Origin of the sequence: Archangium sp. (genome assembly GCF_045802675.1) — a bacterium.
Lineage (GTDB): Bacteria > Myxococcota > Myxococcia > Myxococcales > Myxococcaceae > Archangium.
Window position 1 is genome coordinate 23,545 of record NZ_JBJMQO010000094.1, and the last position, 13,472, is coordinate 37,016.

The 13,472-nt window shown below is 69.6% G+C and carries 10 protein-coding genes; 5 read left to right on the plus strand and 5 right to left on the minus strand.

Annotated elements, in window-relative coordinates; translation table 11 throughout:
* Positions 1–107: 107 nt before the first annotated feature.
* On the plus strand, positions 108–2,441 hold the full coding sequence (locus ACJ8AN_RS27455) for a YfhO family protein (RefSeq protein ID WP_407758448.1): 2,334 nt from the start codon (positions 108–110) through the stop codon (positions 2,439–2,441).
* Positions 2,442–2,486: 45 nt separating this feature from the next.
* Here ACJ8AN_RS27455 and ACJ8AN_RS27460 read toward each other — a convergent pair whose 3' ends face one another.
* From ACJ8AN_RS27460 to ACJ8AN_RS27470, 3 genes are all read right to left on the minus strand, one after another.
* Positions 2,487–3,998 carry a PQQ-binding-like beta-propeller repeat protein gene (locus tag ACJ8AN_RS27460; protein WP_407758449.1) on the minus strand — a complete coding sequence of 504 codons (1,512 nt, stop codon included), beginning with the start codon at positions 3,996–3,998 and terminating at the stop codon, positions 2,487–2,489.
* Between the two features lie 110 nt (positions 3,999–4,108).
* Positions 4,109–5,653 carry a CotH kinase family protein gene (locus tag ACJ8AN_RS27465; RefSeq protein WP_407758450.1) on the minus strand — a complete coding sequence of 515 codons (1,545 nt, stop codon included), beginning with the start codon at positions 5,651–5,653 and terminating at the stop codon, positions 4,109–4,111.
* Between the two features lie 270 nt (positions 5,654–5,923).
* A complete protein-coding gene (locus ACJ8AN_RS27470; protein ID WP_407758451.1) occupies positions 5,924–7,945 on the minus strand; it encodes a PAS domain S-box protein in 2,022 nt (673 codons plus the stop codon).
* A gap of 264 nt (positions 7,946–8,209) precedes the next feature.
* Between ACJ8AN_RS27470 and ACJ8AN_RS27475 the strand changes: the two genes are divergently transcribed.
* From ACJ8AN_RS27475 to ACJ8AN_RS27490, 4 genes are all read left to right on the plus strand, one after another.
* The gene (locus ACJ8AN_RS27475; RefSeq protein ID WP_407758452.1) at positions 8,210–9,445 is read left to right on the plus strand and encodes a hypothetical protein; all 1,236 of its coding nucleotides are present in this window, start codon (positions 8,210–8,212) and stop codon (positions 9,443–9,445) included.
* A gap of 20 nt (positions 9,446–9,465) precedes the next feature.
* Entirely contained in the window at positions 9,466–10,473 is a 1,008-nt protein-coding gene (locus ACJ8AN_RS27480) for a HEAT repeat domain-containing protein (protein ID WP_407758453.1), read from the plus strand.
* 43 nt (positions 10,474–10,516) lie between these two features.
* Positions 10,517–11,038 carry a hypothetical protein gene (locus ACJ8AN_RS27485; RefSeq protein ID WP_407758454.1) on the plus strand — a complete coding sequence of 174 codons (522 nt, stop codon included), beginning with the start codon at positions 10,517–10,519 and terminating at the stop codon, positions 11,036–11,038.
* A 138-nt stretch (positions 11,039–11,176) separates the two neighbouring features.
* Complete coding sequence (locus ACJ8AN_RS27490) at positions 11,177–12,412, plus strand: serine hydrolase domain-containing protein (protein ID WP_407758455.1); 1,236 nt, start codon at positions 11,177–11,179, stop codon at positions 12,410–12,412.
* Between the two features lie 4 nt (positions 12,413–12,416).
* On the opposite strand, the gene ACJ8AN_RS27495 is transcribed toward ACJ8AN_RS27490, so the two are convergent.
* Together ACJ8AN_RS27495 and ACJ8AN_RS27500 are read right to left on the minus strand one after the other, a co-directional pair.
* On the minus strand, positions 12,417–12,827 hold the full coding sequence (locus tag ACJ8AN_RS27495; RefSeq protein WP_407758456.1) for a VOC family protein: 411 nt from the start codon (positions 12,825–12,827) through the stop codon (positions 12,417–12,419).
* A gap of 85 nt (positions 12,828–12,912) precedes the next feature.
* Positions 12,913–13,392, minus strand: a complete 480-nt coding sequence (locus ACJ8AN_RS27500) for a DoxX family protein (protein ID WP_407758457.1) — start codon at positions 13,390–13,392, stop codon at positions 12,913–12,915.
* Positions 13,393–13,472: the final 80 nt, after the last annotated feature.

A 13,472-nucleotide genomic window follows, 5' to 3' on the forward strand; every position in this document is an offset into this window, starting at 1 on the left:
CGTGAGGGGGCACGAGGAACCGGGCGGAGCACCGCTCGCGCTCCAGGAGCCGGAGCCACCTTCGGCGCCGTGTCCGGGCGGTGCCTGGTGGTATACCCGGGGCGCTCATGGCCTCCCCCGCCCCTCGGCCGCTGGCCCGCTTCGCCGCTCCTGGACTGCTGTTGCTCGCGTCCCTCGCACTCTATGGAGGGGGACTGCTGCCCGGCCGCGCGTTCTTCTACCGCGACGTGCTGCACTACTACTGGCCCATGCAGGCCACGCGGTTCGCGCTCGGTGGACTGCCGCAGTGGAACCCGTTCCACCAGGGAGGGCTGCCCTTTCTCGCGGACATCCACTCCGGCGTGCTCTACCCGCCCAACCTCCTCTTCGGCGTCTTCTCCTTCCCCACGGCCTACGCGCTGCTGCTGGTGCTCCACCACTTCGTGGGCCAGCTCGGACTGTTCACCTTCCTGCGGCGCCAGGGCCTCGAGGCGCTTCCCGCCCTCACGGGCACGCTCGCCTTCGGGCTCACCGGCTACATGGCCGGGCTGAGCAACTTCGGGCCACTCGTCTCGGGGCTCACGTGGACGCCGTGGCTGCTCGTGGTGCTCCAGTCGCGGCTGCTGCCCATGCGCAAACTGGCGCTGCTCTCCTTCCTCATCGCCGCGCAGATTGTCTCGGGAGACCCGCAGTCCGCGCTCTACTCGGCGTTGATGGCCGGGGCGTACGTGGCGTGGTTCCCGGGGCGCAAGGAGCCGCTGGTGGCGCTCGCGGGAGCCGGGGCGCTCGGGCTGCTGCTCGCGGGCGTGCAGGTGTTCCCCACGCTCGCGCTGCTGGCCGAGTCCACGCGCGGTGGCTCCACCGTCGGCTACCTGGCGAACTGGAACCTGCACCCGCTGCGCATGGCCGAGCTCGCCTTCCCCTACCCCTTCGGCGAGTACCTCGGCGCGCCGCAGTTCTGGGCCTGGTTCATGGTGAAGGGGCCGGGCTCGATTCCGTTCGCCGTGAGCATCTACCTGGGCGTCACCGTGCTGGCGCTCGGGGTGCTGGGCGTGCGGCGCGACCGGCTCACGGGCTTCGCGCTCACCCTGTGCGTGGGAGGCCTGCTGCTGGCGCTCGGCGAGCGCTCTCCGGTGTCCTTCCTGCTCGAGCACCCGCCGTTCCGGTTCTTCCGTTACCCGGAGAAGTACGTCGTCCTGGTGGCCTTCGGGTGCGCGATGCTCGCCGCGTCCGGAGCGCGGGCCCTCATCACCGGTCCCTCGCGGCGGCGGCTGATTCCGATTCTCGGGGCGGCCGTGCTCATGCTGGGCGCGCTCGTGTTCGCCTGGGCCGCGCCGGACTCGGCCCGAGGCCTTTCCGCCTCCGTGCTGCAAGCGGCCAACACCCGGGCGGATCCGAATGGCCCCCTGGAGAACGCGGTGCGAGCGGTGGGCACCTCGCTGTGCTTCACGCTCGCGCTGCTGGGGCTCGCCTTCCTCGCGCTCCGCAAGCCCGGTGTCCGCGCCGTGGCCATGGGCGTGCTCGCGCTGGTGGCGGTGGACCTGCTGTGGACGGCGCGCAAGACGGTGTGGCTCGGACCGGCCTCGCTCTACCGCGAGCCCGAGGTCGCCACGCGGCTCAAGGAGCGGACGGGCGCGTCCCCGGCGCGGCTGTTCCGCATGGACAAGCCCCTGAAGGGCTCGGCGCCACCGAGCCGCTCGTACGAGGGGCTCGTGCAGCTGCGCGAGTGGGAGCTGGGGACGCTCAAGAGCAACCTCGCCGGAGTCTTCGGGCTGGAGGAGGTCACCAGCTACAGCGCGGTGGAGCTGCGGCGCTGGAGGGCGTTGATGGACGCGTTCGCCCAGCGGCCCCAGAAGGTGGCGGAGCTCTACGCGGGGTGCCTGCTGCTGGTGCCGCCCCAGGCCGTGCCCACGAGTGGCCCGGGCTCGGAGGTGCTCGTGTCCGAGCCCTCGCTGGGGCTCGCGGTGACGAAGCTGCCCGACTGCCCGGCGCGCCTGCGCACGGTGACGCGGACCACGGCGGTGGCGGACCTGGACGAGGCCCTCGCGCGGCTCGCCTCCGGGAACGTGGACACGAACCAGGAGGCGCTCGTGGAGGGTGGGAGCTCGAGGACCTACGGGCCCGCCCAGGTGAGCGGCGTGGAGCTCGGCGCCCGGAGCGCGCGGGCGCGGGTGGTGGCGGGCTCGGGGGGCACCTTCCTCGTCTTCGCGACCAACTCCTATCCCGGCTGGACGGCGACGGTGGACGGCACCGAGGTGCCCGTGCAGGTCGCCGATGCCGCGCTCATGGGCCTCGAGGTGCCCGAGGGCTCGCACCAGGTCGAGCTCTCCTTCACGGACGAGGCCTTCTCCTCGGGGCTCCAGGCGACGCTCGCGGGACTGGTGCTGGTCGGACTCCTGCTCTTCGTCTCGAAGCGCCGGGAGGCCCAGGCGGAGCAGGCGCAGGAGCCCACCCCGGCGTAGTTCGAGAACAGGGCGCTCCCGAGGTACGTCCCGGAGGCGCGTCGCTCAGGGAGGCGGAATGGCCAGCGCGCGGAGCTGCCCGGAATAGGGGTACCAGAGGATGAGCCCCCGGCCCATCGAGGGAGCGCCATAGGTGGGCCCCTTCGCCTCGAAGCGCTTGAGGAGCGCGCCCGTCCGGGCATCCAGCAACTCCAGCCAGCTGGTGCTGCCGTCGAGCGCGTTGGAGACGACCACCAGGACGTCGCCCAGGACAGGCATCCCCGCGAAGACGAAGCCGGGCGTCGTGTGTTTCCAGCGCACGGAGCCGTCGAGCGGCTCGAGGGCCACCACGGAGCCGGGCTCCCTGTCTGGCGTGGTGCCTCCGGCCGCATAGAGGAGGCCATGGGCGAAGGAGGGAGCCACGAGACTGCCCTGGCCCTGGAGCGGATCCCTTCCTCCCCTGGCGAGCGGGTACTTCCACAAGGGCCCTTCCGAGAGGTGCTCGCGCCGGAGGACGTAGAGCCAGCCGTCCTTGTTGGCGGAGCCGACCAGCCGCGTGCCATCCGAGGCGCTGAACAGCGTGGCGGAGGCACCGAAGTCGCTGTTGTCGCTCGGACCGGGTCCCGGGTTCTGCCAATGGTCGAGCACCTGGAGCGTATCGGCATCGAGCGCCACGATGGACTGGGCGAGCGGGAGCTCTTCGAGGGGCTGGTCCACGGGGTCGCCCGTCGTCACGTAGATGCGGCGGGCGGGAGCATCCACGGCGATGCTGCTCCACACCGCGGCGCCCACCCGCCCGCCGTCCGTGAGCGTCGTGGATTGGGAAGCGCCCGTGGCGAGGTCCACCGAGATGACGCGCCCGGGCACATGATGGCAGGTGAAGAGGGCCGCGACGCCCACGTAGAGCCGGCCGAGCTCCGTCGAGACGGTGGGAGAGGATTGGATCAGCTCGGGCGGGTCCGAGGGAGTGGCGACGGGTGATTGACGCAGGGTCTGCCCGCTCAGGGGATCGAGCGCGTAGACATTCCCATCCGGAGCGGCGGCATGGAGCACTCCATTGACGACGGCGGGAGCGGACCAGAAGCCCGGGCGGAGCGACCGGGTCTGGCACGGGTCGGTGAAGATCTGCTCCAAGGTCCGAGCCCAGCGAGGGGCACCCGTACGGGCCTCGAAGGCGAGCACCTTGCCCTCGTAGCCCGTGGTGACGAAGATGGAGTCGCCCACGATGAGGGGCTGGGTGTAGCCCTGGGGTCCCGCGTCGGCCGTCCATAGCTCCGTGACGCCAGCGGCCTGGGCCGTGGTGAAGGAGCCCTCGTTCACCCAGGTCCCCTCGGGCCCCGAGCGGTACTGGGACCAATCTCCGCCCCCGACAGGCCCGCCGACTCCGGCATCGGGCTGCCCGGCATCGGGCTCATCCAAGGCATCGGGCTCATCCAAGGCATCGGGCTGCCCGGCATCCTCCTGGCTGCCCGCGTCCACGCCCTGGTCGACGGGCGGTGTCACCGGTCGTCCGCCCTTGTCGCCGCACGCGGTCGCAACGGCGAGGCACAACAGTACGCCCCACTTCAGCCGGTTCATGGCCCGTCCCTCCTGCATGGACCTGTCGAGAGGAGCCCTTCCGGTAGGCCATTGCCCGAGGACCGGCAAGGCACGGCAACGGCCTGCGTCCACTGGTGGTCGCTCGGCCCTCAGCGCACCAGCCAGCGAAGGGGCTCCTCCGGGCTGCGCGCGTAGTAGCTCCCGGGCGGCAGCGCGCCGTAATAGAGCGCGTCCAGCACGCCCACCACGCTCTTGCCCGTGAAGAGGCCCACCTCGCCCTGGGGCTCCAGCCGCAAGCCGAGCTGGGCCTGCGTCAGCCGCACCGTCTGGCCCGGCTGGAGGGTGAGCGCGGGCACGTTGCGCTTCTTCGCGTTGCGCAGGTCGGTGGTGAGCACGAGCCCGGAGGTGCTCACCGGCTTGTCCCCGAGGTTGCGCAGCTCGAGCCACCCCTCCTGGGGATTCACCGCCTGGAGCACCAGCCCCGGCTTCCTGTTGCGCCAGGCGGCCACCTGCTCCTTCAGGAAGCGCGTCCGGTCCCGTACGTACTGCTTCATGTAGCGAGGCCCATCATTGAACCGCGCCACATCGGCCTGCGGGTCGTTGCGCATGTACGGCTCCAACAACGCGTAGGTGGCGTCAATGCGCGCGGAGATGACCTCCGGGGCGAACAGCTCGTTCAACGCCTGCTCCACGAGCGCCAGCTCCCGCGCGCGCAGCTCGGGATTCAAGGCGATGCGGGTGTTGAGGTTGGAGAAGAGGGGCTTCCAGCGATTGGGCTCGTCCTCGGCCCGGTCGAGGTACTCGTCCTCCACGCGGCCGTCGAAGAGGCTGAAGTTGAAGAGGGGGTGCTGGTAGTCGGCGGTCTTCCGCTTGCCGAAGGGGATGTACTTGGCGTCCGTGTTGTTGAAGTCCCACGGCACGTAGGAGAACCGCCCCGTCACCGCGTCATGCACGAGGTAGCTGCGCGAGTCCTCCACCGTCGCGTTGGAGATGAGCGCATCCACGGCGAGCTCGCGCAGGTGGCGCTCCAGCTCGAAGCGCTCCCGCAGCACCTGGACGAGCCGTGGCTCGGGCGTGTGGTTGACGGCCTCGAGGAAGGCATACAGCGCATCATCCGGCCGCTTCTCGTTGGTCTCCTTCTCCCAGTCACGCTGGTAGCGCTTGTCGAAGGACATCTTCAGCTCGCAGTTCTTCCCCCCGCAGCGCCAGATGGAGGCGTCGGTGTCGGCGAAGCCGTGGTTCTCCAGGAAGGGGTTGTCCACGCGCTCCAGGTCCACGTAGACGCCCTGGTACTGGCCGTTGATGACGAGGCGCACGTAGCGGGCGCGCGACGCGGGCACGCCCATGGCGGCGAGCATGTCGTAGCCGAGCTTCTCCAGCATCATCGTGGAATCGCGCCACTCGGAGATGAGGTTGAGCTTGCGGCGCCCGTCGAACTTCGCTCCCTTGGGCAGCTCAATCCGCCAGCTCTTCTTGGGCCAGTGCCGCGAGCTGTTGCCGCGCAGCCGCATCTCCACGGACAGGCGCCGGCCGTCCGGAGTGATGAAGGTGGCCGGCTGGGGAGGCGTGTCGTCGTCCTTCTCGAAGAGCACGAGGAGCTTCGGATCGATCTCCAGGGTGTACTGCTCGACCGTCTGCTGCAGCGGCGGGTACGTGAAGTGAGCGGGAGGCTCGGGCAGGGCCCCGGCTTCCATGGCGAGCGGCGCTTCCCCCGGAGGCACTTGCTCCGTGCCCGGGCTCACATCCGGCGAGCACCCTCCCCACAACAGGGCAGCGACGAGCCCCCACCCACCCCAAACCTTCCCCACTCCGGCCATGCCCATCCTCCTGGTACGAACCAGGCCCACGGACGCAGCAAGGCCCGAGCCATGTCGAGGCCGGTGTCCTCGGCTCAACCGGAGAGCGCCCTTTCGTACGGACTGGCGGAAGACGGCCGGTGTGCACCGTCTCCAGCACCACCCCGCTCAGCAAGGTGCGTGCATGGGGGCGGGGGCCATCCCGTTGTGCGCGAGGCCCGGTGCTACGGGCAGGGTGAAGAAGAACGTGGTCCCCCGCCCGGGGGTGCTCTCCGCCCAGATGCGTCCTCCATGGGCCTCGACAATGCCCTTGGCGATGTAGAGTCCCAGGCCGGCGCCCCGCCGGTCCGTGGGCCGTTCCTGCCAGAAGCGGTCGAAGAGCCGTGGGAGGTGCATCGGCGCGATACCCGGGCCCGTATCCGCGACCGAGAAGCGCACCTCGTCGTCGAGCCGCTCGGCGCCAATCCGGATGCGGCCGCCCGGGGGCGTGAACTTCACGGCATTGCCGAGGAGATTCGAGAAGACCTGCAGAATCCTGTCCCTGTCGGCCAGGACCAGCGGAAGCGCCTCGGGCAGCTCGGTGCGCAGCTCGAGGGAGGCTTCGGACACCGCCGCGGTGAACAACGGGGCGGCCTCGGCCAACAGCTCCCCCGGCGCCACGCGGGCTCGCTCGATGTGAAGCCCCTGCTTCTCGATTCGCGTCACGTCCAGCAGATCCTCGATGAGGCGATTCGCCTGGTCGATGCACCGCTCGATGGACTCCGCCGTCTTGCGGGCGGTTCTTCCCGAACCATCTTGCGGCCCCGTGCGCCGGAGGGCCGCCGTGGCGAGCCCCACCGCATTGAGCGGGTTGCGAAGGTCGTGCGCGACGATGCTGAGCACCTCGTCCCTCGCGGCGATGGCCTTCTGTGCGGCGCGATAGAGGCGCGCGTTGTCGACCGTGAGGGCAGCACGGAGCGCCAGCTCCTCCCCGAGCCTGAGATCCTCCGGATCGTAGCGGCAGCGCGGGTCCGAGGAAACGAGGAGGAGGGCTCCCAGCAGGCGCCCACGGGCCAGGAGCGGAAACCCCATGAAGGACGTGGGGTGCAGTTGGCGGAGCAGCTCGAGGTGCTCGGGCCCCTGGGCCACGGACTGGAGGAATTCCGCGGAGACCTCGGACCTCAGCATCGGCCGCCTCGTCTCGAGGACCTGGGAGGTGACAGAGGGCCCGCCGCGCTCCACGGACAGCTGCTCAAACGCGGCCGCGAGCTGCATCCTGGCGGGGTCCCGGTGAACGACGCGGCGCTTACGGGCCTGCCCCTCCTCCTCCACGAGGTCGACGATGCAGACGTCCGCCAGGAAGTGGACCGCGAGCTGGGCAATGCGGGTGATGACCTCCTGGAAGTCCAGGGTCGCGGCGAGGACGCTTCCGACCTCCGCCAGGAACCGCTGGTCGCGCTCGACACGGACGCGGCCGGTGATGTCGCGCAGCACCACGTTGAGGAACACCTGCCCCCCGACCTCCAGCTTCGAGATGGCGGCCTCCGCGGGGAACTCCTGGCCGTTCTTCCGGAGGCCGAAAATGCCGGGGTGATGATTGCCCATGCGCCGCGCTTTCACGGTCCCGGCCGCGAAATCACGCACGTGCTGCCGGTGAATCTCCCGGAATCCCTCTGGGATCAGGAGGTCGAGCGGCTTCCCGAGGACCTCGTCACGCCGCCAGCCGAAGATGGTCTCGGCGCCTTCGTTGTAGATGACGATGCGTTGCTCCCCGTCCATCGAGATGATGGCGTCCGAGGCGAGGGCGACAATCCCCGCGAACTTCGCCTCCGACGCGCGGAGCGCCTCCTCCGCGAGCTTGGTGCCCGTCCGGTCAACGCCGACCAGGGAGATGAACTCCGGCGTGCCGTCGGGGAGCCTCGACACCTGCGCCGACCAGGCAATCCACCTGCGCTCCCCCGCCTTGGTGAGCGTGAGGGATTCGGAAGGAGGAGGCTTGCCGTCCAGGAGCTGGGTGAGCAGGCGCCTGGTGGACTCGGCCCCCTCTGAATCGGGCCTCATCTGCCCGACCTTCTGGCCCCGGACCTCCTCGAACTCATACCCGAGCAACTCCGAGCACGCCCGGTTCCACAGAAGGACCCGCCCCTCGCCGTCGAGGACGATCATGAGGGGATCCTTCTCCCCTAGAAGCTTCACATCGAAATTGAGCATGGGGCGGACCCCTCCAGGGCCGCACCAACCGCACGCACTCACCGCTTGCCGCTGTCCCGTCCCTATCGTGAGCATCCCCACGGGGACGTGCCATGCCCGGTTTCCCCTCCGGACAGGCGAGCCCCCCGCTGCCGATCTCGGCCTCGGACCGGAGGCCGGGCGGGCAGTGGCTTCAGCGCTAGCCCCGTGTCTGTCGCACATGGCGTGAAAATCCGGTTTTTTTATTTTTTTTGAGACGGCGGCTTTTCCGGGGCCTCAAGATAGATGGAACCTCCCATCGTCCCCGAGCCCATGACGCCAGAATCCCTCCACCGCTCCGCGCCCCCCCCGAGTGCCCCGGCCCGCCGGGCGCCGAAGATCGCGATCGCCCTCGGCGCCGTGGCCCTGCTCGCGGCCGTGGCGTTGATCGCCCGAGGCTCCGGGGACGGCGGCAAGCCCGAGGCTCCCCAGGCGGCGGGCCCGGGTGCCCAGCCGAAGGAGGCCGCGAGCGCGAACGCCGGGGGGCACACCGGCGAGGGCGGCACCGGGATGGCCACGCAGAAGGCGCCCCGCTTCAGCCCCACCACCTGCTGGGAGGACCTGGAGACCTTCAACGAGAAGGTGACGCTCGGGACGTTCCGGGAGTGGGCCACGCCCCTGCTGGCCTCGAAGGATCCGCTCGTCCTCGAGTACCTCAAGCGCCGGCTGGCCGAGCTCATCGGGAATGACGAGGGCCGCGCCAGTGAGGTGCTCGGCTGGGCGCGCGAGGCCTCTCCCGCGGAGTTCAAGCTGCTCATGGGCGGCATCCGGGGCTCCCAGGCGCTGCCGAAGCTGGCCTCGAAGCTCACGGCCCTGGGGCTCGACGAGAAGCTCGACCTGGGGCGGCGCGCGGGGTTCCTCGACGAGCTGCAGCGCATGCCCCGGCTCGAGCCGGACGCGCTCGACAAGCTCGCCCACTTCGCCCAGGACGCCTCCTCGGGCGAGGCCGGCTGGGTCACCACGCGCGCCATCGGCCGGGTGATGAAGGAGGACCTCTCGCGCACGGGCAACTTCAAGCCCTACCTCGACAAGCTCCTCACCATCAGCACCGCGTCACCCGATGAGCAGGTCCGCTACCTGTCGCTCGAGATGGAGATGAACGCCGAGGCGCCGCTCGACTCGAAGTCCATGGACCGGCTGGAGAAGCTCCTCACCGCCGAGGGCAGCGAGGACGTCCGCCAGGTGGCCGCGCACGACCTGTCGATGTCCGAGGACAAGACCCGGGCGCTGGAGATCTACGAGAAGACCTTCACCGTCGAGAAGGACATCTGTGTGCGCTGGTCCCTGTTCCGCTTCGCCGCGCGCACCGCGGGCAAGGACGCCCTGCCGACCATGGCGAACATGGCCATGAGCGACCCGAGCTTCCAGGCCATCTACCGCGAGTTCGAGCAGCTCTACGCCAGTGGCGTCGTCGACTTCGGGCGCGTCTGGCTCTCCCTGTCGACGGACGATCCCTTCGGCTGCCTCGACCGCCACAAGTAATGCAAGGCCCGGAGCCCTCCATGATCCGCCCCATCCTTCGTATGAACGTGCTCCCCACCCTGGCCCTCACCCTCGGCCTGCTCGGCCCGGCGCTGGCGTCCGCGGAGCAGCCGGCCGCCTCGAGCACGGCCCCCGCCCTCAAGGGGGGCACCTGCTCGGTCGAGGGCCTGATGGACTCCATCCGCCGCGGGCTCCACTCGGACTCCGAGGCCTACAAGCAGTACCTGCGCACGCTGCTGCGCGAGTCCGCCGTCAACCTGCCGCTCGCCGAGCTCCAGGGCGCCTTCGAGCGCGAGTACGACCCGGTCATGGTGGAGAACCTCGCGGCGGCGCTGGTGGCGCGCACGGAGCGGGGCCTGGAGCCCGAGGCGATGCAGGCCGTCGCGAAGCGCGCGCTGGAGGACAGGGACCCAGGCATCCGCGCCGCCACGGTCCGCGCGATGCGGCGCACCGGCGCGCTGGAGCGCACGGGAGACATGTACGAGCGCCTGGTCCGCGACACCTCGCCCGAGGTGCGCATGGAGGCCGCGAACAACCTCGTCGAGGACAACCTGCACGTCTACGGTGGCCACGATGGCCATGCGGCGGACACGGCGGTGGCGGCGGCGGCGGCGGCGGCCTCGTCGGACCCGAAGGTGACGGCGAAGATTCTGGGCCAGCTCATGACGGGCGAAATCAGCGAGGGGTCGGCGCGCAAGCTGGAGCAGTTCCTGCGCAGCGACTCCCCCGAGGTGCGCGCGGCGGCGTCCACCGCGCTCGGGGGCGTGCCCGCGGCGCAGATGGCCAGCGCGAAGCAGGCGCTCGTGGGCATGTACCGCGACGAGAGCGACCCCACGGTGCGCAAGTCCATCATCCAGAGCATCGCCCGGCTCGGTTACTCCGGCGCGGTGCCCGAGCTCCAGCGGTTGCGCGGCGTCGACCCGAGCCTCTCGCCGGAGATCGACACCTGGATTCGAGTTTTGGAGAAGAACCCTCAGGATTGGAGCCTGATCCTCAGGGAGAAGCAGCGGCTGCAGCAGGCTCGGTAGCGAACCCCCCCGGAGCCGGAGAACCGGCCCAAGAGGAACAACGATGCGCAAGACCATGAAGACGACGCTGGCTGTCCTGGCTCTCCTCCCCGCGGCGGCGACCGCCTCCATCCGGGTTGGCTCGCCCTTCCCGGGTGACGTGACGGCCACCACGTACTACTCGAGCGGCTCGTTCCACGGCGCGGTGGACATCTCCAGCCGCAACGCCTGCGGCTACTGGGGCGTGGAGACGGGCGTGTACGGCTCGTACTCCTGGAACGTGACCATCCACACCACCGGCGTCGTGTGCTACGGCAACGGCAGCGGCAACCAGAACGAGGTGAAGCACACCTTCGCCGACGACCACGTCTTCCGCCAGTGGCACTTCCTCAAGGAGCCCACCTCGGTGGACAAGACCTGCGACCGCTGCCAGATCGGCGACGAGGGCGGCACCGGCAACGTGACCGGTCCCCACACGCACATGCAGTACGACCGCTACGGCACCAACAACACCTCGTGGTACTCGGGCTACACGGTCAAGGGTGAGTTCCTCGATCGCGGCGAGACCGTCGGCTACATCCAGTAGTCGGAGCGTGCCGGGTTGACCCCTGTGAGCGGCTGGGAGGCGGGCCCGTGAAGGCCGAGCCTCCCGGCCCGTTCCGGGTGAGTCCCCTTGCAGCCGGGCTTCGCTCGACATCGCCCGTGCGCCGTGGAGAATCAGCGCATGGCGGACTTCGGCATCGACGTCGACCCGGGTGAGGTGGGACTGGACGTGGGGCGACTGCGGCGCATCGACGCGCACTTCGGCAGGTACGTCGACGACGGGCGGCTCGCGGGTTGGCAGGTGATGGTGTCGCGCCGGGGCAAGGTGGCGCACCTGACGTCGTACGGGCTCGCCGACAAGGAGGCGGGCCGCGCCGTCGAGACGGACACCGTCTGGCGCATCTACTCCATGACGAAGCCCGTCACGTCCGTGGCGGCGATGATGCTGTGGGAGGAGGGCGCGTTCGAGCTCTCCGACCCCGTGAGCCGGTGGCTGCCCGAGTTCGCGCAGCCGCGCGTCTACGTGGGAGGGCCGGCGAGCAAACCCGTCACCGTGCCCGCGACGGAGCCCATCCGCGTGTGGCACCTGCTCACGCACACCGCGGGGCTGACGTACGGCTTCCACCGGGTGCACGTCACGGATGAAATCCACCGGCAGCAGGGCTTCGAGCTCGGCGCGCCGGAGGGCTTCGACCTCGCCGCGTGCGTGCGCGCGTGGGCGGAGATTCCGCTCATGTTCCAGCCCGGCGCCGAGTGGAACTACTCGGTGGCCACGGACGTGCTCGGCCGGCTCGTCGAGGCCATCTCGGGACAGTCGCTCGACACCTTCTTCGCCGAGCGCATCTTCGGCCCGCTGGGGATGAAGGACACCGGCTTCTGGTGTCCCGAAGGCAGCCAGGGCCGGCTGGCCGCGCTGTACGCGATGTCCGCCGCCCACGGCGGGCCCGTGCGAGCCGAAGCGTCCGGCAAGCGCTTCACGAAGCCCCCGAGCTGGCTGTCGGGCGGTGGCGGACTGGTGTCGACGACGCGCGACTACACGCGCTTCACCTGGATGCTGTTGAACGGGGGCGAGCTCGACGGCGTGCGGCTGCTGTCGCCGCGGACGGTGGGCTACATGACGCGCAACCACCTGCCGGGGGGCGCGGACCTCGCGGCCTTCGGCCGGCCGCTGTTCGCCGAGACGCGCTTCGACGGAGTCGGCTTCGGGCTCGGCTTCGGCGTGGTGGTGGACCCGGCCGCGTACCGCACGCTGACGAGCGTGGGCGAGTACCACTGGGGCGGCATGGCGAGCACCGCGTTCTGGGTGGACCCCGCCGAGCAGCTGACGGTCGTGTTCATGACCCAGCTCATCCCCTCGAGTACCCATCCCATCCGCACCCAGTTGCGCCAGCTCGTCTATCAGTCGCTCGTGGACTGAGGAATCACTGGGCGGCCTTGGGGTCCATCCACATCACTTCCCAGTGGTGGCCATCGAGGTCGTAGAAGCTCCAGCCGTACATGAAGCCGTGGTCCTGCGAGTCCATGGCGTGCTTGCCGCCCGCGGCGATGGCCTTCTTGACCAACTCGTCCACCTCGGCCCGGCTGCTGCACGACAGACAGAAGAGGCCTTCCGTCTGCCGGCTCGTGTCGCACGGCTCGCGTCTGGTGAACGTCTTGAAGAAGGGCTCGGTCAGGAGCATCACGAATGCCTGCTCACTGAGCACCATGCAGGCGGCCTTGTCATCCGTGAACTTGGGATTGAACTCGAAGCCGAGCTTCGAGAAGAAATCCATCGACTTCTTCAGGTCACGCACGGCCAGGTTGACGAAGAGCATGCGGGAATTGGCTGCCATGGTTCTCTCTCCTTGAATCGGGTGGCTGCTGTATGGACGGATGGAGCGGCTCGGAATCATCGGTCGAGCCGCACGAGGGAGCGCATTATTTTGTGGCTCGGAACGGAAGGACGGTGCGGAGCCGTTCATCACGCAACCAGAGGCCCGCCCAGAAGAACGCCGCGACGTAGACGGGAAAGAGGACGTGGCTGAAGAGCGGGTTGCCGATCCGGACGTGGGTGGCGATCGCGCCCCCGAGGTAGCCGGTCCACAGGATGGCCCCCAGCACCGAGGTCCTCGGGAAGAGGTACACGGCCAGGCACAGCAACTGAACGACACCGAGGCCGAAAATCACGCTCTCGGGGTAGCCGAGCTGGGTCGTCCCCTGCACCGCGACGGGGAGCTCCAGCACCTTGAGGGTGGCATCGAACAGCATGAAGAGGACGGCGAGGCCGCTCAGGATGCGTCCCGTCCACAGCGCGGTCTTCGAGGGCCGTGAGTCGAGCGAGGTAGGGCTCGGCCTGCTGCCCGCCTCCTGGCTGTTAGAGGGGATGGGATGGGGGTTCTGGGCGTAGGTCGCGGTCATGGAGGCCTCCGAAAAGTGCTTTCGAGGCTTGGACCGCCGCGACCGGCGAAAATCATCGGTCACCCCAGAAAAAAAATCGG